This is a genomic window from Enterobacter cloacae complex sp. P29RS (assembly GCF_014893445.1).
GTDB classification, from domain to species: domain Bacteria; phylum Pseudomonadota; class Gammaproteobacteria; order Enterobacterales; family Enterobacteriaceae; genus Enterobacter; species Enterobacter intestinihominis.
The window spans coordinates 17,288-43,152 of the sequence record NZ_JADBPZ010000011.1 but is presented as its reverse complement, the minus strand read 5'-3'; the positions used below and the strand labels follow the sequence as shown (position 1 = coordinate 43,152).

Sequence of the window (25,865 nt, the reverse complement as noted above, 5' to 3'; positions counted from 1 at the left end):
TCACTCTCCTAAAAGGCGCATCATTTCCGCTTCATCGATCACCTCGATGCCAAGCTCCTGCGCTTTTGCCAGCTTCGAACCGGCCGCTTCCCCGGCAATCACCAGGTCGGTTTTCTTTGACACGCTTCCCGCCACTTTTGCCCCAAGCGCCACCAGGCGTGCTTTCGCGTCATCACGCGAGAGCTGGCTCAGACTGCCGGTCAGCACCACCGTTTTACCGGCAAACGGGCTGTCGATCTCTTCTGCATTAACCACTACCGGTGCGGGCCAGTGAATGCCCTGTTCCAGTAATTTACCGATCACTTCACGGTTGCTCTCTTCGGCGAAGAAGTTGAAGACGTGGGTAGCGACCACTATACCAACGTCAGGGACTTTCTGTAGTTCGTCGATGGTGGCTTTCTCAAGAGCCTCCAGCGTGCCGAAATACGCCGCCAGCCCTGCCGCCGTCGCCTCTCCGACTTCACGAATGCCGAGCGCGTAAAGGAAACGGGCAAAGGTAGTATTTTTGGCCGCCTCAAGCGCATTGACCACGTTCTGGGCAGATTTCGGCCCCATACGATCAAGACCGGTCAGCTTACCTGCCGTCAGGGTAAAGAGGTCCGCTGGCGTATGGACATACTCTTTCTCAACTAACTGGTCGATGATCTTGTCACCCATTCCGTCGACGTCCATCGCCCGGCGGGAGACAAAGTGCTTCAGGGACTCTTTACGCTGCGCGCCGCAGATTAACCCGCCCGTACAGCGCGTTACCGCTTCACCTTCCACGCGCTCAACGTCCGAACCACATACCGGACAATGGGCAGGAAACTCGATGGCACGGGTATCGGCAGGACGTTCTGATTCCACTACGTTAACCACCTGCGGGATCACATCGCCCGCGCGGCGAATCACCACTTTGTCACCAATGCGCAGCCCCAGACGGGCAATTTCATCGGCGTTATGCAGCGTAGCGTTACTGACCAGCACGCCAGCCACCTGCACAGGCTCCAGACGCGCCACAGGCGTAATCGCCCCCGTACGTCCTACCTGAAATTCCACGTCGCGAACGAAGGTCATCTGCTCCTGCGCCGGGAACTTAAAGGCCACTGCCCAGCGTGGCGCCCGGGCAACAAAACCCAACTGTTCCTGCAATGCCAGGGAGTTAACCTTGATCACTACGCCATCAATATCAAACCCAAGCGTGGGACGATCTTCTTCAACCTTGTGATAGAACGCCAGCACCGCCTCTGGAGAGTCGCAAAGCTGCACGCGGTTGCTTACCGGCAAACCCCACTCTTTGAACTGCATTAAACGACCCAGGTGGGTATCCGGCAGGTCACCGCCTTCCAGGATCCCGACGCCGTAGCAGAAGAAAGTAAGCGGTCGCTTCGCGGTGATACGCGGATCGAGCTGGCGCAGCGAACCTGCCGCCGCGTTACGCGGGTTTGCAAACACTTTACCCCCGGTACGACGCGCTTCTTCATTGATCTTCTCAAAGCCCGCCTGCGGAAGGAAAACTTCCCCGCGCACTTCCAGCCGCGCAGGAATATTATCGCCACGCAGCTTCAGCGGGATCGCACGAATGGTGCGCACATTGGTGGTGATGTCTTCCCCGGTAGTGCCGTCACCGCGCGTTGCGGCACGTACCATCACGCCGTTCTCATAAAGAATGCTGACGGCCAGACCATCCAGTTTTAGCTCGCAGCACCAGCTCAGATTGTCGACGCTCTTCAGGCGATCCTGCACGCGCTTGTTGAAAGCCAGAAAACTCTCTTCATCAAACACGTTATCCAGCGACAGCATCGGCACTTCGTGGCGCACCTGGCTGAAAGCACCCAGCGGTTCCGCGCCGACGCGCTGCGTTGGGGAATCGGGCGTAATCAGTTCGGGGTGCTGCGCTTCCAGCTCGCGCAGTTCACGCATCAGGCGGTCATATTCCGCATCCGGCACTTCCGGTGCGTCCATAACATGATAGAGATATTCATGATGGCGAAGCGTGGTTCGCAGTTCAGTAAGTTGTTGTTCGATTGAGTCCATATCGCACCATCAATGAGAAAAACCCCCGACAGGCGGGGGTTGAGGAGGAGTTGAAGTAAACGCGACGATTACGCGTTAGCTTCCTTAACTTCGCGGATGCGGTCCTGATATTCGCGCAGTTTCTGCGGCGTCATCATACGACGCTGATCGTCGAGCACAACACCGCCCACTTCGTCGGCGATGTGCTGAGCGGACTGTAGCATCAGCTTAAAGTTTTGCAGCTCGTCACCGTAGGACGGCACCTGCATAAAGATCGTAACCCCAGGCGTGACGAAATCACCGGTCATTTCCGGGTCAAACGTGCCTGGATTGACCATATTGGCCAGGCTGAACAGCGCCGGACCGCTGCCGTCAGGACTCAGGTGGCGATGGAAAATATTCATGTCGCCGAACTTGAAGCCTGCCTGTTGGATGCTGTTGAGCAGCACGTCACCGTTCAGATGGGTGCCATGATGAGCAGCCACATTCATGATGATTACCGCTTCTTTACGCTGCGGCTTTTCAACAACCGGTTCTGGCTCAACAACAGGCTCTGGCTCAACGCGCGGAGCGGGCTGTGGCGCAGGCGGTGCAGATTCAGGCTGCGGTTGTTCTACCGGCTGCGGCTGTTGCACTGGCTGTGGCTGATGCACTGGCTGTGCAGGCTGTTGCACAGGTTGCTGCTGTACAGGCTGTGGCGCAACGGGCTGCTGTTGCACAGGCTGCTGCGACGGATGACGAACAGGTTCTTCCACTGGCGGCGGCGCTGGCTGGCGCGGCTGGGCAGAGGCATACGGTGGTTGATACTGGTGCTGCGGAGCGCGGGGAGCTTCATGCTCTCCATGCGCTGCGCCGGGCGCAGTATTGACCCGATGAACACGAACTTCACCCACGCCGTCGTCGTCAAGACCGTCGATGTCGTCTTCAACGTCATCGTCTTCGCGACTGGACTTCATGCGCTTCAGTGGACGATCGCGAAACATAGAGGAACGCTCTTTACGGCTGGTCCAGAAACCATGTACCAGTAAAGCGATTATGGCGATCGCGCCAACAATGATTAATATCAGACGCAAATCCTGCATCATTATATTCTCTGTTGTTCTAACACCTTGCCACCACGGCAAACATTTACTCACTAAGAGTATTTGCCGTTTACGTCAAGTGCAAGTGTATGCAGAGCATTCACAGCATAAAGATGAACTAAATCGTGCTTTTTGCTGGTTTTTCGAACATTTCCGAACTGGTCATTGGCCCGTAACTGGATAATATAGGCGGGCAATTCCACTGGTTGTGTAAAAAGGAGTACAGCCTGGTATGGTTTCAACATCTTCTTCTGCCCCACGTAGCGGGGTCTGGTACTTTTCTCAGGGCTGGAAACTGGTCTCCCTGCCGGGCATTCGACGCTTCGTTGTTTTGCCGTTACTGATCAACATTATTCTGATGGGGGGCGCGTTCTGGTGGCTGTTCACCAGACTGGAAAGCTGGATCCCTTCCCTGATGAGCTATGTGCCGGACTGGTTACAGTGGTTGGACTACCTGCTCTGGCCGATTGCGGTTATCTCCGTGCTGCTGGTTTTCGGCTATTTCTTTTCGACGATAGCTAACTGGATAGCCGCGCCGTTCAACGGTCTGCTGGCCGAACAGCTGGAAGCGCGCCTGACCGGTGCGGCGCCGCCTGACACGGGCGTACTGGGGATCGTGAAAGATGTCCCCCGCATCATGAAGCGCGAATGGCAGAAGTTTGCGTGGTACCTGCCGCGGGCGATTGTGCTGCTCATCCTTTATTTTGTACCCGGGATCGGCCAGACGGTCGCACCCGTGCTGTGGTTCCTGTTCAGCGCCTGGATGCTTGCTATCCAGTACTGTGATTATCCGTTCGATAACCACAAAGTGCCGTTTAAAGAGATGCGCACTGCCCTGCGCACTCAGAAGGTTGCCAATATGCAGTTTGGTGCCCTTACCAGCCTGTTCACCATGATCCCTTTCCTGAATCTGTTCATCATGCCCGTTGCCGTTTGCGGCGCGACGGCGATGTGGGTGGACTGCTACCGTGCTAAGCACGCGTTATGGAAGTAATGCAAAAATGTGTAAAAGAGGGGTGGCTTATGCCGCCCCTTATTCCATACTGATCCCCATTATTTCCTTGCAGCATATAGATATGCGATTTCCTTACTTCCCCATACCTGTTCAACAGGTATGCTGGGTCGGTATCCCAATTTCATACAGTTAAGGACAGGCCATGAGTAAGATTTATGAAGACAACTCGCTGACTATCGGTCATACGCCCCTGGTTCGACTGAACCGTATCGGTAATGGACGCATTCTGGCGAAGGTCGAATCTCGTAACCCAAGCTTCAGCGTTAAATGCCGTATCGGTGCGAATATGATTTGGGATGCTGAAAAGCGTGGCGTGCTGAAACCTGGCGTTGAGCTGGTTGAACCCACCAGCGGCAATACCGGTATCGCCCTGGCCTATGTTGCGGCGGCGCGCGGCTATAAGCTGACGCTGACTATGCCTGAAACCATGAGTATTGAGCGCCGTAAGCTGCTGAAAGCGTTGGGTGCGAATCTGGTCCTCACGGAAGGCGCGAAAGGCATGAAGGGCGCGATTCAGAAGGCCGAAGAAATCGTCGCCAGCGATCCTGCAAAGTATCTGCTGCTCCAGCAGTTCAGCAACCCGGCCAACCCGGAAATTCATGAGAAAACCACCGGCCCGGAAATCTGGGAAGATACCGACGGTCAGGTTGATGTGTTTATCTCCGGCGTAGGCACCGGCGGTACGCTGACCGGGGTGTCTCGCTATATTAAAGGCACGAAAGGTAAAAAAGATCTGATTACCGTTGCCGTTGAGCCAACCGACTCTCCGGTTATCGCTCAGGCGCTGGCAGGCGAAGAGATCAAACCAGGTCCGCACAAAATCCAGGGTATCGGCGCTGGCTTTATTCCAGGCAACCTCGATCTGAAGCTGATCGATAAAGTGGTCGCCATCACCAATGAAGAAGCCATCTCCACGGCGCGTCGCCTGATGGACGAGGAGGGCATTCTGGCGGGTATCTCTTCCGGTGCGGCGGTTGCTGCAGCTCTCAAACTGCTGGAAGACGAAACCTTTACCAACAAGAATATTGTGGTTATCCTACCGTCTTCGGGTGAGCGTTACTTAAGCACAGCACTGTTTGCCGATCTGTTCACAGAGAAAGAACTGCAACAGTGATGCCAGTATGTTAAAAACGCGTAAAAAAGCACCTTTTCAGGTGCTTTTTTGTGGCCTGCTTCAAAGTTTTACCCCTCCTGGCATTGCTTCACCCCGTTGGGTCTGGTATTTAAACCAGCAATTATTTTGATGCGCGAAATTAATCGGTGAACGAAATAGCGCTGCTGAATCGATTTTATGATTTGGTTCAAGTCTTGCTTTCACTGCATAATGTTTAATGACGATTGAAACGTCAGCGCTAACTATACAGGCTAAAGTTAAGTCGCCAGGCTAGACTTTAGTTCCACAACACTAAACCTATAAGTTGGGGAAATACAATGTTCCAGCAAGAAGTTACCATTACCGCTCCGAACGGTCTGCACACCCGCCCTGCTGCTCAGTTTGTTAAAGAAGCGAAAGGCTTCACTTCTGAAATCACTGTGACTTCCAACGGCAAAAGCGCTAGCGCAAAAAGCCTGTTCAAGCTGCAAACTCTGGGTCTGACTCAGGGTACCGTTGTTACCATCTCCGCTGAAGGTGAAGACGAGCAGAAAGCAGTTGAGCATCTGGTTAAGCTGATGGCTGAACTCGAGTAAGTTTACCGGGTTCTTTTCAATATCAGTCACAAGTAAGGTAGGGTTATGATTTCAGGCATTTTAGCATCCCCGGGTATCGCTTTCGGCAAAGCATTGCTGCTGAAAGAAGACGAAATCGTCATTGACCGGAAAAAAATTTCTGCCGACAAGGTTGATCAGGAAGTTGAACGTTTTCTGAGCGGTCGTGCCAAGGCATCTGCGCAACTGGAAGCGATTAAAACTAAAGCTGGCGAAACTTTCGGTGAAGAAAAAGAAGCCATCTTCGAAGGGCACATTATGCTGCTCGAAGATGAGGAGCTGGAGCAGGAAATCATAGCCCTGATTAAAGATAAAGGCATGACGGCCGACGCGGCTGCGCATGAAGTTATCGAAGGTCAGGCAACTGCCCTGGAAGAACTGGACGATGAATACCTGAAAGAGCGTGCGGCTGACGTACGTGACATCGGTAAGCGCCTGCTGCGCAACATCCTGGGTCTGGCCATTATCGATCTGAGCGCGATTCAGGACGAAGTCATCCTGGTTGCCGCTGACCTGACCCCGTCTGAAACCGCACAACTGAACCTGAACAAGGTGCTGGGTTTCATTACTGATGCAGGTGGACGTACCTCCCACACCTCTATCATGGCGCGTTCTCTGGAGCTACCAGCCATCGTGGGTACCGGTAGCGTCACCTCGCAGGTGAAAAACGACGACTATCTGATTCTGGATGCCGTAAACAACGTGGTTTACGTCAACCCAACTAACGATGTGATCGAGCAGCTGCGTTCCGTTCAGGAGCAGGTTGCTACCGAGAAAGCGGAACTCGCTAAACTGAAAGATCTGCCAGCCATCACGCTGGACGGCCATCAGGTTGAAGTGTGCGCTAACATTGGTACCGTACGTGACGTTGACGGCGCTGAGCGCAACGGTGCGGAAGGTGTAGGTCTGTATCGTACTGAATTCCTGTTCATGGACCGCGACGCCCTGCCAACGGAAGAAGAGCAGTTTGCAGCGTACAAAGCGGTTGCGGAAGCGTGCGGCTCGCAGGCCGTTATCGTCCGCACCATGGATATCGGTGGCGACAAAGAGCTGCCGTACATGAACTTCCCGAAAGAAGAGAACCCGTTCCTGGGCTGGCGTGCCGTACGTATCGCCATGGATCGCAAAGAGATCCTGCGTGACCAGGTTCGCGCTATCCTGCGTGCATCCGCTTTCGGTAAGCTGCGCATCATGTTCCCGATGATCATCTCTGTTGAAGAAGTGCGTGCACTGAAGAAAGAGATTGAAATCTACAAGCAGGAACTGCGTGACGAAGGTAAAGCATTTGACGAGTCAATCGAGATCGGCGTGATGGTGGAAACACCGGCAGCCGCGACCATTGCACGTCATTTAGCCAAAGAAGTTGATTTCTTTAGTATCGGTACCAATGATTTAACGCAGTACACCCTGGCAGTTGACCGTGGTAATGATATGATTTCACATCTCTACCAGCCAATGTCGCCGTCTGTACTGAATTTGATCAAGCAAGTTATTGATGCTTCTCATGCAGAAGGTAAATGGACTGGCATGTGTGGTGAGCTTGCAGGCGACGAACGTGCTACACTTCTGTTGCTGGGTATGGGTCTGGACGAATTCTCTATGAGCGCCATTTCCATCCCGCGCATCAAGAAGATTATCCGTAACACGAACTTCGAAGATGCGAAGGTATTAGCAGAGCAGGCTCTTGCTCAACCGACAACGGACGAGTTAATGACGCTGGTTAACAAGTTCATTGAAGAAAAAACAATCTGCTAATCCACGAGATGCGGCCCAAATTACTGCTTAGGAGATAAGTCTAATGGGTTTATTTAGTAAACTGTTCGGTGACAAAAGCAATAGCGACTCCGGAACTATTGAGATTGTTGCTCCGCTCTCCGGCGAGATCGTCAATATCGAAGACGTGCCGGATGTAGTGTTTGCTGAGAAAATCGTTGGTGATGGCATTGCTATCAAACCAACTGGCAACAAAATGGTTGCTCCAGTTGACGGTACCATTGGTAAGATTTTTGAAACCAACCATGCGTTCTCTATCGAATCAGATAGCGGTATCGAACTGTTCGTTCACTTCGGTATCGACACCGTTGAACTGAAAGGCGAAGGCTTCAAACGTATCGCGGAAGAAGGCCAGCGTGTTAAAGTTGGCGACCCTGTAATTGAATTCGATCTGCCACTGCTGGAAGAAAAAGCGAAGTCTACCCTGACTCCGGTTGTTATCTCCAACATGGACGAAATCAAAGAGCTGATCAAACTGTCTGGCAGCGTTACCGTGGGTGAAACCCCGGTTATCCGCATCAAGAAGTAATTCTTGCCGCACGGTAAAATGGCGCCTTCGGGCGCCATTTTTGTTTATGCAGGCAGAATAAGCTCGTCGTAGCCTTTCGACTGCGTATAGATCATCACGTCAGTCACCCTGTCGCCCGCCATGCGAATGGCGTCGGCCACGGTTTTACCGCCGACGATACCGCTCACCAGCTCCGAACAGAACAGATCCCCCGTCCCTTTCAGGTCCGTCTCAACGCGCGGGTGTGCGCTTACGGTAACGCCCTCCCCGCTCACCAGCACGACGTGGATATTTTGCGGATCGTCAGCCACTGGCGCGCTGGTGACTGCCACCCATTTAAGCGTGTCAGACAGCAGCCCCTGCGCGGCGGCAATGGCGCTCTCCGGCGTACGGCACGGTTTGCCGCTCAGCACTTCCAGCTCAAACACGTTGGGCGTAATGCCCTGGGCCAGCGGGAGCAGGTGCTCACGGTAGGCTTCAGGAATATCCGGCTTCACGTACATCCCGCTGTCGATGTCTCCGATTACCGGGTCGACCAGCACCAGCAGATCGGGATGTTGAACTTTGATCGCCTTCAGCCACTGCGCCAGCAGCACGATCTGGCTGGCGCTGCCCATATAGCCGGTAGTGACTGCTTTAAGCTCGCGCAGGATCTCGCGCTCTTCCAGCGCCTTCAGGTAGCCGCTGAACCACTCGTCCGGGATCACTCCGCCGTAGAAGGTGTCGTAGTGAGGCGTATTGCTGAACAGCACCGTCGGCACGGCGGTAACGTTCAGTCGATGGGTGCGAATATTTGGCACCGCGATGCTGTTTCCCACACTGCCGTACACCACCTGCGACTGAACGGCGACAATATCGGTTTGCTGCGCCCGGGTGTTATCCCGGAATAAAATCATCTCCATGACGCTTAAATCCCCGCCCCCTGCGAATAACTCTCTTCACCAAAGACGCCGGTCGACAGGTAGCGATCGCCGCGATCGCAAATAATCGCTACCACTACTGCACCCGGGTTTGCCTTAGCCACCCGAATCGCCCCCGCTACCGCGCCACCCGAACTGACGCCGCAGAAGATGCCTTCACGCACGGCCAGCTCACGCATGGTATTTTCCGCCTCGCGCTGATGAATATCCAGCACCTGGTCCACAAGCTGCGCATTAAAGATGCCCGGCATATACTCCGCGGGCCAGCGGCGAATGCCCGGAATACTGCTTCCCTCTTCCGGCTGGAGGCCGACAATCGTCACCGGCTGCTCCTGCTCGCGCAGAAAACGTGACACACCGGTGATCGTGCCCGTGGTCCCCATGCTGGAGACAAAGTGGGTGATGCGCCCGCCGGTTTGCTGCCAGATTTCCGGGCCGGTGGTGGTGTAGTGCGCGTACGGGTTGTCCGGGTTATTAAACTGGTCGAGCAGCTTGCCTTCCCCGCGCTCCGCCATCGCTAACGCTAAATCTCGCGCCCCTTCCATCCCCTGCTCTTTGCTCACCAGAATCAGCTCGGCCCCGTAGGCACGCATGGCGGCACGGCGCTCCTGGCTCATGTTATCCGGCATCAGCAGCTTCATACGATAGCCTTTCAGGGCGGCTATCATCGCCAGTGCGATACCGGTGTTACCGCTGGTGGCTTCGATCAGCACGTCGCCGGGCTTTATTTCGCCGCGCTTTTCGGCCTGAACAATCATCGACAGCGCCGCCCGGTCTTTCACCGACCCCGCCGGGTTATTGCCTTCAAGTTTGACCCAGATTTCGCTGCCGTTGTCACACCCCATGCGCTGAAGTTTGACCAGAGGGGTGTTGCCGATGGTGTGTTCGAGTGTATTCACGTTTTTTACTCAATAAAAAGCCCGGTAAGCATCACGCCACCGGGCGAAAAACATACTCAATAACCTATCAGGCTGACTCCGCCAGAGCAATATCCTCGCGCGTCTCGATGCGCTCGTTCCCGTGATAAATGCGCGCGTGTTGCAGCCCCACAAACAGGCGTTCCCCCCGGTGCGGCGGCTCGTCGTCACGCATAACCACGGTCAGCGGCTCGGTGTACCAGCCCAGGGGCTGTACCACTAATTGGGTGTAGTGACCTTTAGGGCTAGCTTCCAGCACCTGCACCGGAAGCGGTGAGTCCAGGCTGGTACGGCGGCTGACGTCCACTTCCCACGGGCGCAGGAACAGATCCACCGGCCCCTGGTGCGCGGAGGTATACCCCAGCGGCCAGCGGTGCGCGCCAACGTGGAACTGACCGCCGCGAATAGTACCCTGAAGGCGGTTTACTTCCCCCATAAACTCCAGCACAAAGCGGGTCGCCGGTTCACGCCAGAGTTGCTCTGGCTCGTCAACCTGCTCAATGTTGCCCTGACTCATCACCACCACGCGGTCGGCTACTTCCATCGCCTCTTCCTGATCGTGGGTCACGAAAACGCTGGTGAACTGGAGTTCCTCATGAAGCTGACGCAGCCAGCGGCGGAGCTCTTTACGCACCTGCGCATCCAGCGCGCCAAACGGTTCGTCCAGCAGCAGGATTTGCGGTTCCACGGCTAACGCACGCGCCAGCGCCACGCGCTGTTTCTGCCCGCCAGAAAGCTGTGCCGGGAAGCGGTCCGCCAGATGAGCCAGCTGCACCATCTCCAGCAGTTTGGTCACTTTCGCTTTGATGGCGGCCGCATTCGGACGCTCACGACGCGGCAGTACGGTCAAACCAAACGCGATGTTGTCGAATACCGTCATGTGGCGGAACAGGGCGTAGTGCTGGAATACAAAACCCACTTTACGGTCGCGGGCATGCAAACGGCTTACGTCCGTACCGTGGAAGCGGATATGTCCGCTGGTCTGGTGCTCAAGCCCGGCGATAATACGCAGCAGCGTGGTTTTACCGGAGCCAGACGGCCCCAGCAGCGCCACCATTTGTCCGGAAGGGATATCCAGCGAGATATCATTCAGCACCTGGGTGCGACCAAAAGACTTCTTAATATTGGCAATCTCAATGCTCATGATTTCCCTCCTGATGCTGACGTTTTTCCTGATTCTCTAAACGCCACTGCACCACACTCTTCAAAAACAGGGTCAAAATCGCCATCAGCGTCAGCAACGCTGCGGCAGTAAAGGAACCGACGGTGTTGTAGTCCTGTTCCAGTAATTCAATCTGTAACGGCAGCGACAGGGTTTCGCCGCGAATCGAGCCGGATACCACCGACACCGCGCCAAACTCACCGATCGCACGGGCGTTGGTCAGCACCACGCCGTAAAGCAGTGCCCAGCGGATATTCGGCAGCGTGACGCGGCGGAACATCTGCCAGCCGGAAGCGCCGAGCAGCACCGCGGCTTCATCTTCATGGCTGCCCTGGCTGAGCATCACCGGCACCAGCTCGCGTACCACGAACGGACAGGTGACAAAGACGGTCACCAGCACCATCCCCGGCCAGGCGAACATGATCTGCAGGTCGTGTTCATCCAGCCAGCCGCCCAGCGGGCCATTGGAACCGTAGAAGAGCAGATAAACCAGACCCGCCACCACCGGTGACACCGCAAACGGGATATCCAGCAGGGTCAGCAGCAGCTGACGCCCCGGGAAGTTAAAGCGCGTTACCAGCCATGCCAGCAATACGCCAAACACCAGATTCACCGGGACGGTGATCAGGGCAATCATGACCGTCAGCCAGATGGCGTGGAGCATGTCCGGATCGGCCAGGTTTTGCAGCGCGGGCATAATCCCTTTGCTGAAGGCCTGAACGAAGATGTACACCATCGGCACGACGAGAATGAATGCGGAGACCAGCACGCCGGTACCAATCAGAAACCATTTGCCCCAGTTGATGCGGGGCGCGTCATAGCGCTTCAATTGCGTAACTTCCGCCATCAGTGACCTACCACACGTCGACCAAAGCGACTTTGCAGAGTGTTAATCGAGAACAGCAGTAGCAGCGACGCGGCAAGGATCACCGAGGCAATCGCACTCGCGGCCGGATAATCAAACTCCTGCAAACGGACAAAAATCATCAGCGAGGTCACTTCGGTTTTCCACGCGATGTTCCCGGCGATAAAAATGACCGCGCCAAATTCACCGAGGCTGCGGGTAAAGGAGAGCGCGATACCCGCCAGCAACGCCGGAGAGAGTTCCGGCAGCACGACCTTGCGAAAACTCTGCCAGCGCGTGGCGCCGAGCGTTTCTGCGGCCTCTTCGTATTCGGGTCCTAACTCTTCCAGCACCGGCTGCACGGTACGTACCACAAACGGGATGCTGGTAAAGGCCATGGCCACCGCGATACCGAGCCAGGTATAGGTCACTTTGATATCAAACTTCGCCAGCCACTCACCGTAAAACCCGTTCACGGAGAAGAGCGACGCCAGCGTCAAACCGGCAACCGCCGTCGGCAGGGCAAACGGCAGATCCATCAGCGCGTCGAGCAGGGTGCGGCCCGGGAAGCGATAGCGAGTTAAGATCCACGCCATCAGCAGGCCAAACACGCCGTTAAAAATCGAGGCCACGAACGCAGACAGCAGGGTGACCTTGTAGGCCGCCACCACCTGCGGGTTAGTAATCACTTCCCAGTACTGGGACCAGCTCATCTCAGCGAGCTGCATCACCAGCGCGCTGAGCGGTAATAACAAAATCAGACAGACGAACAGCAGGCTGGTCCCGAGGCTTAAGGTAAAGCCCGGCAGCACACGTCTGGAGGACACTGCAAACATTACTTACGCCCCGCTGCCAGCAGTTTGTCCAACTCACCGCCGCTGACAAAATGCGTTTTCATGACCTCAGGCCAGGCGCCGAAATGATCTTCCACGCGGAACAGCTCGGCCTGCGGGAATTTGTCTTTCAGCTTGCTCATCACGTCCGGGTTGTTGACACGGTAGTAGTAGTCGGTGATAACGGTCTGCGCCTGCGGGCTGTACAGATAGTTCAGGTAGGCTTTCGCCGCCTTTTCTGTGCCGTTAGCCTTAACGTTTTTATCCACCCACGCCACCGGGAACTCGGCCAGAATGTTCGTTTTCGGGATAACCACTTCGAAGCCCTGCGCTTCGTACTGTTTACGAATATTGTTCACTTCGGATTCAAAGCTGATCAGTACGTCGCCCAGCCCGCGCTCGGCGAAGGTGGTGGTTGCGCCACGACCGCCGGTATCAAACACCTCGACGTTTTTCAGGAACTGGGTCATAAACTGTTCGGTTTTCGCTTTATCGTTACCGTCAGCTTTGTCCGCCGCGCCCCACGCCGCCAGGTAGGTGTAACGTGCGTTGCCGGAGGTTTTCGGATTCGGGAAGATCAGCTTTACGTCTGAACGCACCAGGTCGTTCCAGTCGTGGATGTTCTTCGGGTTGCCCTTGCGCACCAGGAAGCCCATGGTGGAGTAAAATGGCGAACTGTTGTTCGGCAGGCGGCTTTGCCAGTTCGCCGGGATCAGTTTGCCTTTGTCGTGCAGGATCTGCACGTCCGTGACCTGGTTGTAGGTCACCACGTCCGCTTTCAGCCCCTGCAAAATGGCCAGCGCCTGCTTAGATGAGCCAGCGTGCGACTGCTTGATGGTCAGCTTGTCGCCGTTGTTCTCTTTCGCCCACTGCTGTTCAAATGCGGGATTAAGGGCGGCAAACAGCTCGCGCGAAACATCATAAGAACTGTTCAGCAACTCGGTTGCCTGCGCCTGCGCCACCAGCAGTAAACCTGCCAGTGCCAGCGATCCTTTTTTCAGTACAGTAACGGCCATTGCGCACCCTTATAAATGTGATGACTATCTTATAGTCATAATATTTATAACGGAGTCTAAAGGAGTAACGGTTTTATATACCGTTTGGTGATTTAGAAGCAGAAAAGGGAATAAGAGGTGCGGGAGAAATTGCCGGGTGGCGCTCACGCTTACCCGGCCTACGAATGGAGAGCGATTTACAACGCCAGCAGGCGCTCAACGGACGGCGCAAAGTAGTAGCCGCCGGTCACCGGGCGGGTGAAGCGCAGCATCGCGTCACGCTTACCGTCGGTATCGCCAAACATGCTCAGCAGCTGCTGTTCGATGTTGTAGAGGCGTGCGCAGTAAGCGCAGAAGTACAGGCCGTGCGTACCGCTCGCGGTGCCGTACGGCAGGCTCTGGCGAACAATCTTCAGCCCCTTACCGTCTTCTTTAAGGTCAACGCGGGACAGGTGGGAAGTGACCGGACGCGCATCGCCGTCAATCTCTTCATTGGCATCTTTGGTACGGCCAATCATCATCTCCTGGTCATGCACGCTCATGCGGTTAAGCTGCCTGAGGTTATGCTCCCAGCGCTGGACGAACACATAGCTGCCGCCCGCGTCCACGCCATCCTGGATTACAGCCACCTCGCGACGCGTCTCTTCCCCGGCCGGGTTTTCGGTGCCGTCGACGAAGCCGCTCAAATCGCGCTCTTCCACCCAGCGGAAACCGTGGATCTCTTCCTGCACGTCGATACTGTCACCAAAGGCCTCAATCGCAGCCTGAGCGACAGAAAAGTTCACGTCGTGACGCAGGGAGAGGATATGGATCAGAACGTCATACTGGGTGGCGGGCGCAAGACCTTTGCCATAAGGAATAAAGTCTTTCAGCTCTTCTGCGCCTTCGCCGCCGCTCAGATGACGCCAGACGGTGCTGCCAAAGGCAACCACCGCGCCCAGATGGGCTTCGGGGAATTTGGCCTGGAAGGTGGCCAGTTTATCAACGAAAACTTTGCTGGCCGCGCGCAGGGCATCCACGTCCCCTTTGACGTTGGCTTCAATCCAAATCGCCGCCCGGCAATGTTCTGGCAAAATGCCACTCTGAACCTGAGACATCGCTCCTCCTGAAATAAAGATGCCACGACAGCGTGGCATTGATGGCGGCTATTATACCTGGATTTCAGCGAGGCGGCTTGCTCAGGCGCAAATTACTGCTTCCAGATAATTTTGCTCACTTTCCACTTTTTCAGGGTGTCGTCAGACGGCATTAACCCTTCCGGACCGTTCCAGGTGCCGCTGAACACATAGCTAATATGCTGGCTGCCGTCGGCCTTACACTCGACCGCCACGCTCTCCTCCGATGGCACACTGGCGCAGTGGCCAAACGCTTTCTGATAGAGTTCGCCAAACGGCGTTCCCACCTTCACGCCACCTGAGGTCGGGATCTCTTCATCCATCACCGCAATGCGGTTGACCGTACCTTTATCGCCGTTGATGACCATTGCCACCTTGTCATCTTTCAACGCTTCGAAATAGCGCACGATGTTGCCGTTCTCGGTTTTCATGCCGCTGCGCAGGCGATAATCACTGCCGATGGCATCCTGAATGGCATCCTGATCCAGCGCCGTCGAGGCGGTGATTTTGCCCACGCCCTGCTCGGTCACTTCCATTGAGGAGCCAAACCAGTTCCACGGATAGGCCGCAGACCAGTTGATGGATGAGAGCGTGGAACAGCCGGTTAACGCCAGCGGGAGAGCGCATAAAAGTAAACGCAGCGATTTCATTGAGACGTCCTTACGTAGTAAATCAACGCTTGTTGGAGTGCAGTATCGGCAAAAAGTGCCGTTTTAATCTGGCTCTTGCGTAAAACAGGCGCGTAAACGGTGATTCGTGACCAGCCACAGCAGCGCGACGATATCCGCCACCACCAGTGCAGTCCCGATACCCGAAAGCGGCTCGCCGTACAGCCAGAGCAAGGGTTGCCAGACCAGAAGCACAAACTGCGCCAGGATTAACAGCCAGCGAAGCGCGCGCCAGAAGCGCGGAATGGCTTGCCGCCGTCCGCTGCACAGAAACGCCAGGACCGCCGGTACGCCCGGCAGTAACCCCAGCCAGAACGCATCGTGATCGGGATAAAAGAGATTCAGTAACGTATCGCCCTGCCCGCGCGACGCGCCAGCCATCACGAACAGCACCCAGGTGCGGGCCTGCAACAGCAGAACGCACCAGAACAAAAAAGGCAGACGCAGACGACCGTGAACGTCGTAGTCGCCAGGGTGGAACTCAGTACTCTTCATCTTCGATCAGGCGCTTACCCAGCGTCAGTACATCCGCGTGCTCGTAGCCCAGACGTTCATACATGCCCAGCACCACGTCGTTATCTTCCCGGACCATAATCTGGATTTTCGGGCAGCCACGGGCGATCAGTTTCTTTTCCAGACGGTTAAGCAACGCGTTGGCGATGCCGCGCGCGCGATATTCCGGGTGCACGCCCAGATAGTAGGCCGAGCCGCGGTGGCCGTCGTACCCACCCATCACCGTCCCGACCACTTCGCCGTTGACCTCAGCGACCAGAAAAAGACTGACGTCGTGATTCACCTTCCGTTCGATGTCCATTTCCGGATCGTTCCACGGACGCAGCAGATCGCAGCGCTCCCAAAGGGTGATCACCTCTTCGAAATCTTCCTGGCGAAAAACGCGTATCTCCATGGTATTAACCGCCTTTTCGGGTTTAAAAACAGTGATTATGGCGTGAACAGGGCGTTTAGCCAATAACCGGGGAAAAACTCGCCAAAATTTGGCATAATGTCACTTTGTCACGTATTGAAATGAAAAGTAAAACAATTCTCAATAAGGACTGTCGTAACGGGAAACACGATACGATATAACACCAGGACCCCAATTTTTACAATTCAGGCCGCATGAGCACATTCAAACCATTAAAAGCACTCACATCGCGTCGTCAGGTTCTCAAAGCGGGGCTGGCGGCCTTAACGTTATCGGGTATCGCAAAGCAGGCTCAGGCAAAAGAAGAGAGCACGCTTAAAACCAGTAACGGACACAGCAAGCCGAAAACCAAAAAAGCTGGCGCAAAGCGTCTGGTCATGCTCGATCCGGGCCACGGCGGGATCGACACCGGCGCCATTGGCCGAAACGGGTCGAAAGAAAAACACGTCGTGCTGGCAATTGCAAAAAATGTACGCGCAATTTTACGCAGCAACGGTATTGACGCCCGCCTGACGCGCACAGGCGACACGTTTATCCCGCTGTACGATCGCGTGGAGATTGCCCACAAGCACGGCGCAGACCTGTTTATGTCCATTCACGCGGATGGCTTCACAAACCCTTCCGCCGCAGGCGCCTCGGTATTTGCGCTCTCCAACCGTGGCGCCAGTAGCGCCATGGCGAAATACCTCTCCGATCGCGAAAACCGGGCGGATGAAGTGGCCGGGAAAAAAGCCACCGACAAAGACCATCTGTTGCAGCAGGTTCTGTTCGATCTCGTGCAGACCGATACCATCAAAAACAGCCTGACGCTCGGCTCGCATATCCTCAAACGGATTAAGCCCGTGCACCGTCTGCACAGTAAAAGCACCGAGCAGGCCGCGTTTGTGGTGCTGAAGTCACCGTCTATTCCGTCCGTGCTGGTGGAAACCTCGTTCATTACCAACCCGGAAGAAGAGCGTTTACTCGGCAATAAGGCGTTTCGTCAGAAGATCGCGAACGCCATCGCCTCCGGGGTCATCAGTTATTTCAACTGGTTCGATAATCAAAAAGCGCACTCCAGGAAACGTTGATGAAACCGAATGCACAGCTGGTCAAAACTTTCCTGATGCAGCTCCAGGACGCGATTTGCCAGAAACTGACCGCCGCAGACGGCGGTGAATTCCAGGAAGACACCTGGCAGCGCGAAGCGGGCGGCGGCGGGCGCAGCCGCGTGCTGCGTAACGGCGGTATTTTTGAACAGGCCGGGGTCAACTTCTCCCACGTCCACGGTGATGCAATGCCAGCGTCCGCCACGGCGCATCGGCCTGAACTGGCGGGCCGCAGCTTCGAGGCGATGGGCGTATCGCTGGTGGTGCATCCGCATAACCCGTTTGTGCCAACCAGCCACGCCAACGTGCGCTTTTTCATCGCGGAAAAACCGGGGGCCGATCCGGTCTGGTGGTTTGGCGGCGGTTTCGACTTAACGCCTTACTATGGCTTTGAAGAGGATGCCGTGCACTGGCACACCACCGCGCGCGATCTCTGCCTGCCGTTTGGCGAAGACGTTTACCCGAAATACAAAAAGTGGTGCGATGATTATTTCTATCTGAAGCATCGCGACGAGCAGCGCGGCATCGGCGGGCTGTTCTTTGACGATCTCAATACCCCGGATTTTGATACCGCGTTCAGCTTTATGCGCGCGGTGGGTGAAGGCTTTACCGACGCCTATCTTCCGATTGTCGAACGCCGCAAAGACACCGACTACGGCGTGCGCGAGCGTGAGTTCCAGCTCTACCGTCGCGGGCGCTATGTGGAGTTTAATCTGGTGTGGGATCGCGGGACGCTGTTTGGCCTGCAAACCGGCGGGCGCACGGAGTCCATTCTGATGTCGATGCCGCCGCTGGTGCGCTGGGAATACAGCTACGCGCCAAAAGAAGGCAGCCCGGAGGCTGCCTTGAGTGAGTTCCTTAAAGTACGCGACTGGATTTAACTGCCGGATGGCGCTGCGCTTATCCGGCCTACTCAATCCGTAGGTCGGGTAAGCAAACGCGCCCTTACAGCGGCTGCGTCTGCGCCTCAACCACCGCCAGCGCCACCATGTTGACGATACGACGCACGGAGGCAATCGGCGTTAACACATGTACCGGTTTTGACACCCCCATCAGTACCGGCCCGACGGTCACACCTTCAGAACTCGACACGCGCAGCAGGTTATAGCTAATACGCGCCGCTTCCACGTTCGGCATAATCAGCACGTTCGCCGAGCCTTTCAGCGGGCTGTCCGGCATACGTTCATTACGAATACTCTCCACCAGCGCGGCGTCGCCGTGCATCTCGCCGTCGATCATCAGCTCCGGCGCGCGCGCTCGCACCAGGTCCAGCGTCTGGCGCATTTTGCACGCCGCCGCGGATTTGGATGACCCGAAGTTTGAGTGCGACAGCAGCGCCACTTTCGGCTCGATACCAAAGCGGCGCACGGTTTCCGCCGCCATCACGGTGATTTCCGCCAGTTCGTCCGGGGAGGGATCGTCGTTGACGTAGGTATCGGCGATAAAGGTGTTACCGCTTGGCAGCAGCAGCGCGTTCATTGCGCCGGCAGTATGGACGCCCTCGCGATAGCCGAAGATCTCCTGTACCACGCTGAAATGCTCATGGTACTCGCCGATGGTGCCGCAGATCAGCGCATCCGCCTCACCGCGATGAACCATGATCGCGCCGATCACCGTGGTGTTGCTGATCACCGCCCGCTGCGCCTGCTCCTGGGTGATCCCGCGACGCTTCATGATCGAATAGTATTCGTTCCAGTACTCTTTGAAGCGCGGATCGGATTCGTTGTTAACGATCTCAAAGTCCACGCCCGGCTTTATTTGCAGGCCGAGCTTCTGAATACGCATCTCGATCACGCTCGGACGACCAATCAGGATCGGTTTCGCCAGCCCTAAGGTGATCAGCTCCTGCGTGGCATGCAGCACGCGCGCCTCTTCCCCTTCCGCCAGCACCACGCGCTTCGCGTCGGCGCGCGCCTGGGAGAAGATCGGCTTCATAAACAGGTTGGTTTTGTAAACGAACTCGGTGAGTTTATCGACGTAGGCATCGAAATCTTCAATCGGCCGCGTCGCCACGCCGGAGTCCATCGCCGCTTTGGCCACCGCTGGCGCGATCTTCACGATCAGACGCGGGTCAAATGGTTTAGGGATGATGTAGTCGGGGCCGAAGCTCAGATCCTGATCGCCGTAGGCGGAGGCCACCACTTCGCTCTGCTCGGCGTGCGCCAGCTCTGCGATAGCATGAACGGCAGCCAGCTTCATCTCTTCGTTGATCGCCGTGGCGCCGACGTCCAGCGCCCCGCGGAAGATGAACGGGAAGCAGAGCACGTTGTTCACCTGGTTCGGGTAGTCCGAACGTCCGGTGCAGATGATAGCGTCTTCACGCACCGCCTTCGCCAGCGGCGGCAGAATTTCCGGCTCCGGGTTCGCCAGGGCCAGGATCATTGGCGCGCGCGCCATCTTCTGCACCATCTCCTGGGTCAGCACTTTCGGGCCTGAACAGCCGAGGAAAATGTCAGCACCGTCAATCACGTCTTCAAGCGTGCGCTTGCCGTCGTCTTCCACCGCATAGGCCGCCTTGGTTTCCGCCATGTTTGGCTCGCGGTCTTTGTAGATCACGCCCTTGGAGTCGCAGACCACAATATTGTGCTTCTGCATGCCCAGCGCCACCAGCAGGTTCATACAGGCGATGGCCGCGGCGCCTGCGCCGGAGACCACCATGCGCACGTCGGAGAGATTTTTCTCCACCACGCGCAGGCCGTTCAGAATGGCGGCGGTACTGATAATCGCCGTGCCGTGCTGGTCGTCATGGAACACGGGAATGTTCATACGCTCGCGCAGCTTCTGCTCGATATAGAAACATTCCGGCGCTTTGATGTCTTCCAGGTTGATGCCGCCGAAGGTCGGCTCCAGCGCCGCCACCACGTTGATGAATTTATCCGGATCCAGTTCGTCCACTTCGATATCGAAGACGTCGATACCGGCAAATTTCTTAAACAGAACGCCTTTCCCTTCCATCACCGGCTTACCAGCCAGCGCACCGATGTTCCCTAACCCCAGCACCGCCGTACCGTTAGAGATAACGGCCACCAGGTTGCCGCGCGCGGTGTATTTGTACGCTGCCAGCGGATCTTTTTCGATTTCCAGGCACGGAGCAGCCACGCCCGGCGAGTAGGCCAGCGCCAGATCGCGCTGGGTCGCCAGCGGTTTGGTCGGGGATACCTGGATTTTACCCGGAACAGGAAACTCGTGAAAATCGAGAGCGCTTTGTTTTAACTGATCATCCATCTTGTTATTCCTTTCACGTTTCGGTCAAAAAGGGTGATGTCGACGTTCCTATGCACACCCTGGTGTGCCGCATAGTATCGCCGCAGGCAGGCTCCTAAACTTTGAAGGCTGCCAAACTCTCACCATTGCAGAATAAAAATTGTTATCAATTTATAACAGCCATGTTACCCGTCTCAGAAAGCAATGCCTCCCCCGTCTGCTATGCTTTTTTGTTAAGTCCATCATGATTTTCTCAGAAGTGTGAACTAACGCACTCGACTAACTCTTTTATTTCCAAGGAGTAATTATGAACCAGCTAGACGGCATCAAACAATTTACCACCGTGGTTGCAGACAGCGGCGACATCGAGTCGATTCGTCACTACCAGCCGGAAGACGCGACCACCAATCCCTCTCTGCTGCTCAAGGCGGCCGGTCTTGCGCACTTTAGTCATCTGATTGATGACGCCCTTGCCTACGGCAAACAGCGCGGGAAAACGCAGGAACAGCAGGTCGCCGAAGCCAGCGACAAGCTGGCGGTCAATATCGGTGCGGAAATTCTTAAAAGCATACCGGGACGCGTCTCTACCGAAGTGGACGCCCGCCTCTCGTTTGACCAGGAAAAGAGCATCAACAAGGCCCGCCGCATAGTGGAACTCTACCAGGAGCAGGGAATCGATAAGTCACGCATTCTGATCAAGCTTGCGTCTACCTGGGAAGGCATCCGCGCGGCGGAAGTGCTGGAGAAAGAGGGGATCCACTGCAACCTGACGCTACTGTTCTCCTTCGCCCAGGCGCGTGCCTGCGCCGAAGCGGGCGTGTTCCTGATTTCACCGTTTGTCGGGCGTATCTACGACTGGTATCAGGCGAAACAGCCAATGGATCCGTACGTGGTGGAAGAAGATCCTGGCGTAAAATCGGTGCGTAATATCTACGATTATTACAAGCAGCATCGCTACGAGACCATCGTGATGGGGGCCAGCTTCCGCCGCACCGAGCAGATCCTGGCGCTCGCGGGCTGTGACCGTCTGACCATCTCTCCTGACCTGCTGAAAAAGCTTCAGGAGAGTGAAGAGACGGTGATCCGCAAGCTGGTACCGACCTCTACCGTTCTGCCAAAACCGAAACCCATGACCGAAGCGGAATTCCGCTGGGAGCACAATCAGGATCCAATGGCCGTGGAAAAACTGGCAGATGGCATCCGCCAGTTTGCCGTCGACCAGCGCAAACTCGAAGATCTTCTCGCCGCCAAACTTTAACCTTGCCACGGAGTGAACTATGTCCCGTAAAGAGCTCGCCAACGCCATTCGCGCCCTCAGCATGGATGCCGTACAAAAAGCCAATTCCGGCCACCCTGGCGCCCCCATGGGTATGGCTGATATTGCCGAAGTGCTGTGGAACGACTTCCTGAAGCACAACCCGACCGATCCGACCTGGTACGATCGCGACCGTTTTATTCTCTCCAACGGTCACGCCTCGATGCTGCTCTACAGCCTGCTGCACCTCTCCGGCTACGACCTGCCGCTTGAGGAGTTAAAAAACTTCCGCCAGCTGCACTCCAAAACGCCGGGCCACCCGGAGATCGGCTATACGCCGGGTGTTGAAACTACTACCGGCCCGCTGGGCCAGGGGCTGGCGAATGCCGTCGGCCTGGCGATTGCAGAGCGTACGCTGGCCGCGCAGTTCAACCAGCCCGACCACGAGATTGTCGATCACTACACCTATGTCTTTATGGGTGATGGCTGCCTGATGGAGGGGATCTCCCACGAGGTCTGCTCGCTGGCGGGCACCCTGGGGCTGGGCAAGCTGATTGGCTTCTACGATCACAACGGTATCTCCATTGACGGGGAAACCGAGGGCTGGTTTACCGACGACACGGCGAAACGCTTTGAAGCCTATCACTGGCACGTGGTTCACGAGATCGACGGTCACGATCCTGAGGCGGTGAAAAAAGCGATTCAGGAAGCGCAGAGCGTAAAGGACAAACCGTCCCTGATCGTCTGCCGCACCACCATCGGCTTCGGCTCGCCGAACAAAGCGGGTAAAGAAGAGGCGCACGGCGCGGCGCTGGGTGAAGAGGAAGTGGCGCTGACCCGCCAGAAACTGGGCTGGAAACACCCGGCCTTTGAGATCCCAAAAGAGATCTACAGGGCCTGGGATGCTCGCGAAACAGGTGAAAAAGCGCAGCAGGCCTGGAACGAGAAGTTTGCTGCCTACAAAAAAGCGTATCCAGAGCTGGCGGCCGAATTTAACCGCCGCATGAGCGGTGGCCTGCCGGAAGACTGGGAAGAGAAAACTCAGGCGCTGATTGAAAACCTGCAATCTAACCCGGCGAAAATTGCCACCCGTAAGGCGTCACAAAACACCCTGAACGCGATTGGCCCTGTCCTGCCCGAACTGCTGGGCGGCTCGGCGGATCTGGCGCCAAGTAACCTCACCATCTGGTCTGGCTCTAAATCCCTGAAGGAAGACATTGCCGGGAACTATATCCACTACGGCGTGCGCGAGTTCGGGATGACCGCCATTGCCAACGGTATCGCCCACCACGGCGGCTTCGTGCCGTACACCGCCACCTTCCTGATGTTTGTCGAATATGCCCGTAACGCGGCGCGTATGGCGGCCCTGATGAAGGCGCGGCAAATCATGGTGTATACCCACGACTCCATCGGACTGGGTGAAGATGGGCCGACGCACCAGGCGGTAGAGCAGCTGGCGAGCCTGCGCCTGACGCCAAACTTCAGTACCTGGCGTCCGTGCGATCAGGTTGAAGCGGCTGTGGGCTGGAAGCTGGCCGTAGAGCGCCATAACGGACCCACAGCGCTGATCCTGTCGCGCCAGAACCTGGCGCAGATCGAGCGCACGCCGGAGCAGGTGAAAAATATCGCCCGCGGCGGGTACATCCTGAAAGACAGCGGCGGTAAACCGGACGTGATCCTGATTGCCACCGGTTCAGAGGTGGAAATCACGGTAAAAGCGGCCGAGAAACTGACCGCCGAGGGTCACGCGGTGCGCGTGGTTTCCCTGCCTTCAACGGATATCTTTGATGCCCAGGATGAGGCGTACCGCGAATCGGTGCTGCCTTCAAACGTCGCGGCGCGCGTGGCGGTTGAAGCTGGCATTGCCGACTACTGGTACAAATATGTGGGTCTGAAAGGGGCGATTGTCGGCATGAAGGGTTACGGTGAATCCGCCCCGGCCGATAAGCTGTTCCCGTACTTCGGCTTTACCGTTGAGAACGTGGTGGAGAAGGCGCTGAGCGTGCTGTAGTGCCGTCTTCGTGCCCGGTGGCGGCTACGCCTTACCGGGCCTACAAATCGCTAAAACGTAGGCCCGGTAAGCGACAGCGCCCTACCTGGTGATCCACAGCGTGGGCCAGGCATCTGGCCCATTCCAGTTATCGCAGCTTGGCTCTTCCGCGTAGCGCACCAGGCGGAAACGCTGGCCGTTAAAACGCCAGCGGGTCTGGATCCCACAGTCGCCAATCCCGCGTCCCAGTGCCAGCGTGGTCAGCTCGCGCGTTTTTTCATCGAAGCTGGCATTCATCAGCTCCATGTCGCTACTCTGGCTGGAAGGGGTAAACGGCAGGCGCAATCTCACGCTTCTGGCAGCAAACGGTTTTTTACGCGACACCAGCCACGCCAGATCGACGGTGTTGTACGCCCCCGCCTCACAGCTGATGATCATCAGCGCTTTGTCATCGGTCAACGCGGTCACGCGCACTTCACGCCGGTTCGGATCGAGGGAGCACTGGCTGTGGTTCATGCGCCAGGTACCGTAATCCAGCAGATCGTTAAGTTCGTTATGCGTCAGCGGCGTTGGCGTGGGGTTCACCACTGCCACCTTTTTTAATGCCGGCGCAGGCGGCACGCTCAGCGGTGGACTATCCCCTTTTTTAATCCATGCCGTTTCACTTCCGACGCGTTTTTGCTGGGCATCAATAAACAGCAGCGCCGCTTTCAGACCGGCCAGAGAGATCGTCTGCTTCCCCTCGCGCAGGGTCAGCGCCTGCCCCTCCTGAATGGTTTTCAGAAACGTGGTGATGGTGCCCGTATCGTCTGTTTTAAGATGCCAGGGGGTTAACTGCCAGTGTTGCGACGTGAGCTGAAGCGGCACATTGTCGAGCAGCAGGCGCGGGGCAATGTCAGGCTCTTTCACCGGAGGCGTCGAAAGACCGCCGAGATCGATGCGCAGGCTGGCGTCCGTTTTTGCCCCCGCACTGCGGCTCAGCGTCATGACCAGACCGCGATGCTCGCCGGTGTTGCGCGCTACGCAGAAATTCTGGTTATTGCAGGTCACCTGCCAGTCTGAAAAAGACTGCTGCGCAGGCGCAGCCCACACCAAAGGCGCGGGAAGCACGCAAATGAAGAAGAGAAGAAAAACGCAGTAGCGCATGAACGGCACAGCCCCGGAAACGAATAGGTCAATCTGGGGCGTATCTTCGTGCCCTGGGCGGGCTGGCTCAATCGGATTTATCGGATAGATTTATCTGAAATACAACTTATCACGCTACCGCCGCAGCATTCATCAAACCGCTGGTTTGCAGATACTGCAACAGGATCACCGCTTTACCGTCGCGGATCTCGCCGCTTTTCACCATGTCGACAGCCTGAGCGAAAGGCATTTCCAGCACTTCAATGTCTTCATCGTCCACGCCACCGCCCCGGTGCGTGCGCTGGGCATCGGTGTACTCCGCAATGAAGAAGTGAACCAGCTCGGTAACCCCGCCAGGGGACATAAACAGCTCAAAGACTTTCTGCACCGCCCCCACCTCAAAACCCGTCTCTTCAATGGCTTCTTTGCGGATACACACTTCCGGCTCATCGTCGTCCAGCAGACCTGCACAGGTTTCAATCAGACGTCCGTCCGCGTTGCCATTGACCCATGTCGCGATGCGAAACTGGCGGATCAGCACCACGCTTTGCTTTTCACGGTTATACAGCAGAATGGTTGCACCATTGCCCCGGTCGTAGACTTCGCGTTTATGGCGAATGACATCCCCGCTCTTACGGGTGAGATCGTAAGTGATGTTACGCAGGACAAAGTAATTTTCAGAAAGGATTTTGTCTTTAATAACGGTAATGTTCAGGGACATACGGGCTCCACGGCAAAATGAGT

At 56.3% G+C, this 25,865-nt stretch carries 24 protein-coding genes; 9 read left to right on the top strand and 15 right to left on the bottom strand.

The features are described 5' to 3' along the window. Entirely contained in the window at nucleotides 1-2,016 is a 2,016-nt protein-coding gene (ligA, locus tag IM282_RS10205; protein ID WP_032623825.1) for an NAD-dependent DNA ligase LigA, read from the bottom strand. Nucleotides 2,017-2,084: 68 nt separating this feature from the next. Continuing rightward, nucleotides 2,085-3,080 carry a cell division protein ZipA gene (zipA, locus tag IM282_RS10200; RefSeq protein WP_022648943.1) on the bottom strand — a complete coding sequence of 332 codons (996 nt, stop codon included), beginning with the start codon at nucleotides 3,078-3,080 and terminating at the stop codon, nucleotides 2,085-2,087. Nucleotides 3,081-3,309: 229 nt separating this feature from the next. Between zipA and cysZ the strand changes: the two genes are divergently transcribed. From cysZ to crr, 5 genes are all read left to right on the top strand, one after another. Next, the gene (gene cysZ, locus IM282_RS10195) at nucleotides 3,310-4,071 is read left to right on the top strand and encodes a sulfate transporter CysZ (RefSeq protein ID WP_022648944.1); all 762 of its coding nucleotides are present in this window, start codon (nucleotides 3,310-3,312) and stop codon (nucleotides 4,069-4,071) included. 163 nt (nucleotides 4,072-4,234) lie between these two features. After that, the gene (cysK, locus tag IM282_RS10190; RefSeq protein ID WP_006811453.1) at nucleotides 4,235-5,206 is read left to right on the top strand and encodes a cysteine synthase A; all 972 of its coding nucleotides are present in this window, start codon (nucleotides 4,235-4,237) and stop codon (nucleotides 5,204-5,206) included. A 317-nt stretch (nucleotides 5,207-5,523) separates the two neighbouring features. Continuing rightward, nucleotides 5,524-5,781, top strand: coding sequence for a phosphocarrier protein Hpr (gene ptsH, locus IM282_RS10185; RefSeq protein ID WP_000487600.1), 258 nt, complete (start codon nucleotides 5,524-5,526; stop codon nucleotides 5,779-5,781). Nucleotides 5,782-5,826: 45 nt separating this feature from the next. Then, nucleotides 5,827-7,554, top strand: coding sequence for a phosphoenolpyruvate-protein phosphotransferase PtsI (gene ptsI, locus IM282_RS10180; protein ID WP_022648945.1), 1,728 nt, complete (start codon nucleotides 5,827-5,829; stop codon nucleotides 7,552-7,554). Between the two features lie 43 nt (nucleotides 7,555-7,597). Next, nucleotides 7,598-8,101, top strand: a complete 504-nt coding sequence (gene crr / locus IM282_RS10175) for a PTS glucose transporter subunit IIA (RefSeq protein ID WP_022648946.1) — start codon at nucleotides 7,598-7,600, stop codon at nucleotides 8,099-8,101. Between the two features lie 44 nt (nucleotides 8,102-8,145). Here crr and pdxK read toward each other — a convergent pair whose 3' ends face one another. The 10 genes from pdxK to IM282_RS10125 form a co-directional block, all read right to left on the bottom strand. Beyond that, nucleotides 8,146-8,982, bottom strand: coding sequence for a pyridoxine/pyridoxal/pyridoxamine kinase (gene pdxK / locus IM282_RS10170; protein ID WP_126490288.1), 837 nt, complete (start codon nucleotides 8,980-8,982; stop codon nucleotides 8,146-8,148). A gap of 5 nt (nucleotides 8,983-8,987) precedes the next feature. Next, nucleotides 8,988-9,899 (bottom strand): cysteine synthase CysM, encoded by a 912-nt coding sequence (gene cysM / locus IM282_RS10165; protein ID WP_022648948.1) that lies wholly within the window; start codon nucleotides 9,897-9,899, stop codon nucleotides 8,988-8,990. 67 nt (nucleotides 9,900-9,966) lie between these two features. After that, nucleotides 9,967-11,061, bottom strand: coding sequence for a sulfate/thiosulfate ABC transporter ATP-binding protein CysA (cysA, locus tag IM282_RS10160; RefSeq protein WP_022648949.1), 1,095 nt, complete (start codon nucleotides 11,059-11,061; stop codon nucleotides 9,967-9,969). Beyond that, complete coding sequence (gene cysW, locus IM282_RS10155; protein ID WP_003861305.1) at nucleotides 11,051-11,926, bottom strand: sulfate/thiosulfate ABC transporter permease CysW; 876 nt, start codon at nucleotides 11,924-11,926, stop codon at nucleotides 11,051-11,053. The genes cysA and cysW overlap by 11 nt, the downstream gene beginning before the upstream one ends. Continuing rightward, entirely contained in the window at nucleotides 11,926-12,759 is an 834-nt protein-coding gene (gene cysT / locus IM282_RS10150; protein ID WP_022648951.1) for a sulfate/thiosulfate ABC transporter permease CysT, read from the bottom strand. The genes cysW and cysT overlap by 1 nt, the downstream gene beginning before the upstream one ends. Continuing rightward, a complete protein-coding gene (locus IM282_RS10145; RefSeq protein ID WP_192970373.1) occupies nucleotides 12,759-13,772 on the bottom strand; it encodes a sulfate ABC transporter substrate-binding protein in 1,014 nt (337 codons plus the stop codon). Before IM282_RS10145 ends, cysT begins: the two co-directional genes overlap by 1 nt. Before the next feature lie 176 nt (nucleotides 13,773-13,948). Beyond that, on the bottom strand, nucleotides 13,949-14,848 hold the full coding sequence (locus IM282_RS10140; protein WP_032676148.1) for a Dyp-type peroxidase: 900 nt from the start codon (nucleotides 14,846-14,848) through the stop codon (nucleotides 13,949-13,951). Between the two features lie 92 nt (nucleotides 14,849-14,940). Continuing rightward, nucleotides 14,941-15,516 carry an RpoE-regulated lipoprotein gene (locus tag IM282_RS10135; RefSeq protein WP_032623819.1) on the bottom strand — a complete coding sequence of 192 codons (576 nt, stop codon included), beginning with the start codon at nucleotides 15,514-15,516 and terminating at the stop codon, nucleotides 14,941-14,943. A 63-nt stretch (nucleotides 15,517-15,579) separates the two neighbouring features. After that, complete coding sequence (locus IM282_RS10130) at nucleotides 15,580-16,029, bottom strand: DUF2919 domain-containing protein (protein WP_192970372.1); 450 nt, start codon at nucleotides 16,027-16,029, stop codon at nucleotides 15,580-15,582. Beyond that, nucleotides 16,016-16,441, bottom strand: a complete 426-nt coding sequence (locus IM282_RS10125; protein WP_003861292.1) for a GNAT family acetyltransferase — start codon at nucleotides 16,439-16,441, stop codon at nucleotides 16,016-16,018. Before IM282_RS10125 ends, IM282_RS10130 begins: the two co-directional genes overlap by 14 nt. Nucleotides 16,442-16,653: 212 nt before the next feature. Between IM282_RS10125 and amiA the strand changes: the two genes are divergently transcribed. Then, nucleotides 16,654-17,529 carry an N-acetylmuramoyl-L-alanine amidase AmiA gene (gene amiA, locus IM282_RS10120; protein WP_192970371.1) on the top strand — a complete coding sequence of 292 codons (876 nt, stop codon included), beginning with the start codon at nucleotides 16,654-16,656 and terminating at the stop codon, nucleotides 17,527-17,529. After that, complete coding sequence (hemF, locus tag IM282_RS10115) at nucleotides 17,529-18,428, top strand: oxygen-dependent coproporphyrinogen oxidase (protein ID WP_045309156.1); 900 nt, start codon at nucleotides 17,529-17,531, stop codon at nucleotides 18,426-18,428. Before amiA ends, hemF begins: the two co-directional genes overlap by 1 nt. A gap of 64 nt (nucleotides 18,429-18,492) precedes the next feature. On the opposite strand, the gene maeB is transcribed toward hemF, so the two are convergent. Next, complete coding sequence (gene maeB, locus IM282_RS10110; RefSeq protein WP_022648958.1) at nucleotides 18,493-20,772, bottom strand: NADP-dependent oxaloacetate-decarboxylating malate dehydrogenase; 2,280 nt, start codon at nucleotides 20,770-20,772, stop codon at nucleotides 18,493-18,495. A gap of 286 nt (nucleotides 20,773-21,058) precedes the next feature. On the opposite strand from maeB, the gene tal reads away from it, so the two are divergent. After that, complete coding sequence (gene tal, locus IM282_RS10105; RefSeq protein WP_022648959.1) at nucleotides 21,059-22,009, top strand: transaldolase; 951 nt, start codon at nucleotides 21,059-21,061, stop codon at nucleotides 22,007-22,009. A 19-nt stretch (nucleotides 22,010-22,028) separates the two neighbouring features. Beyond that, a complete protein-coding gene (gene tkt, locus IM282_RS10100) occupies nucleotides 22,029-24,017 on the top strand; it encodes a transketolase (protein ID WP_022648960.1) in 1,989 nt (662 codons plus the stop codon). 81 nt (nucleotides 24,018-24,098) lie between these two features. Here tkt and IM282_RS10095 read toward each other — a convergent pair whose 3' ends face one another. After that, complete coding sequence (locus IM282_RS10095; RefSeq protein WP_022648961.1) at nucleotides 24,099-25,142, bottom strand: DUF1176 domain-containing protein; 1,044 nt, start codon at nucleotides 25,140-25,142, stop codon at nucleotides 24,099-24,101. A 109-nt stretch (nucleotides 25,143-25,251) separates the two neighbouring features. Then, nucleotides 25,252-25,842: a GDP-mannose pyrophosphatase NudK gene (gene nudK, locus IM282_RS10090; protein WP_048965538.1), complete on the bottom strand. Its 591-nt coding sequence runs from the start codon at nucleotides 25,840-25,842 to the stop codon at nucleotides 25,252-25,254. Nucleotides 25,843-25,865 lie beyond the last annotated feature (23 nt).

What these genes read in the sequence shown, in the direction of transcription:
- zipA (WP_022648943.1), bottom strand. Translation starts at nt 3,080, where the DNA reads ATGATGCAGGATTTGCGTCTGATATTAATCATTGTTGGCGCGATCGCC.
- cysZ (WP_022648944.1), top strand. Translation starts at nt 3,310, where the DNA reads ATGGTTTCAACATCTTCTTCTGCCCCACGTAGCGGGGTCTGGTACTTT.
- nudK (WP_048965538.1), bottom strand. Translation starts at nt 25,842, where the DNA reads ATGTCCCTGAACATTACCGTTATTAAAGACAAAATCCTTTCTGAAAAT.
- IM282_RS10130 (WP_192970372.1), bottom strand. Translation starts at nt 16,029, where the DNA reads ATGAAGAGTACTGAGTTCCACCCTGGCGACTACGACGTTCACGGTCGT.
- maeB (WP_022648958.1), bottom strand. Translation starts at nt 20,772, where the DNA reads ATGGATGATCAGTTAAAACAAAGCGCTCTCGATTTTCACGAGTTTCCT.
- cysT (WP_022648951.1), bottom strand. Translation starts at nt 12,759, where the DNA reads ATGTTTGCAGTGTCCTCCAGACGTGTGCTGCCGGGCTTTACCTTAAGC.
- IM282_RS10095 (WP_022648961.1), bottom strand. Translation starts at nt 25,142, where the DNA reads ATGCGCTACTGCGTTTTTCTTCTCTTCTTCATTTGCGTGCTTCCCGCG.
- amiA (WP_192970371.1), top strand. Translation starts at nt 16,654, where the DNA reads ATGAGCACATTCAAACCATTAAAAGCACTCACATCGCGTCGTCAGGTT.
- pdxK (WP_126490288.1), bottom strand. Translation starts at nt 8,982, where the DNA reads ATGGAGATGATTTTATTCCGGGATAACACCCGGGCGCAGCAAACCGAT.
- ligA (WP_032623825.1), bottom strand. Translation starts at nt 2,016, where the DNA reads ATGGACTCAATCGAACAACAACTTACTGAACTGCGAACCACGCTTCGC.
- hemF (WP_045309156.1), top strand. Translation starts at nt 17,529, where the DNA reads ATGAAACCGAATGCACAGCTGGTCAAAACTTTCCTGATGCAGCTCCAG.
- cysA (WP_022648949.1), bottom strand. Translation starts at nt 11,061, where the DNA reads ATGAGCATTGAGATTGCCAATATTAAGAAGTCTTTTGGTCGCACCCAG.
- cysW (WP_003861305.1), bottom strand. Translation starts at nt 11,926, where the DNA reads ATGGCGGAAGTTACGCAATTGAAGCGCTATGACGCGCCCCGCATCAAC.
- tal (WP_022648959.1), top strand. Translation starts at nt 21,059, where the DNA reads ATGAACCAGCTAGACGGCATCAAACAATTTACCACCGTGGTTGCAGAC.
- cysK (WP_006811453.1), top strand. Translation starts at nt 4,235, where the DNA reads ATGAGTAAGATTTATGAAGACAACTCGCTGACTATCGGTCATACGCCC.
- IM282_RS10125 (WP_003861292.1), bottom strand. Translation starts at nt 16,441, where the DNA reads ATGGAGATACGCGTTTTTCGCCAGGAAGATTTCGAAGAGGTGATCACC.
- tkt (WP_022648960.1), top strand. Translation starts at nt 22,029, where the DNA reads ATGTCCCGTAAAGAGCTCGCCAACGCCATTCGCGCCCTCAGCATGGAT.
- IM282_RS10135 (WP_032623819.1), bottom strand. Translation starts at nt 15,516, where the DNA reads ATGAAATCGCTGCGTTTACTTTTATGCGCTCTCCCGCTGGCGTTAACC.
- IM282_RS10140 (WP_032676148.1), bottom strand. Translation starts at nt 14,848, where the DNA reads ATGTCTCAGGTTCAGAGTGGCATTTTGCCAGAACATTGCCGGGCGGCG.
- crr (WP_022648946.1), top strand. Translation starts at nt 7,598, where the DNA reads ATGGGTTTATTTAGTAAACTGTTCGGTGACAAAAGCAATAGCGACTCC.
- ptsH (WP_000487600.1), top strand. Translation starts at nt 5,524, where the DNA reads ATGTTCCAGCAAGAAGTTACCATTACCGCTCCGAACGGTCTGCACACC.
- ptsI (WP_022648945.1), top strand. Translation starts at nt 5,827, where the DNA reads ATGATTTCAGGCATTTTAGCATCCCCGGGTATCGCTTTCGGCAAAGCA.
- IM282_RS10145 (WP_192970373.1), bottom strand. Translation starts at nt 13,772, where the DNA reads ATGGCCGTTACTGTACTGAAAAAAGGATCGCTGGCACTGGCAGGTTTA.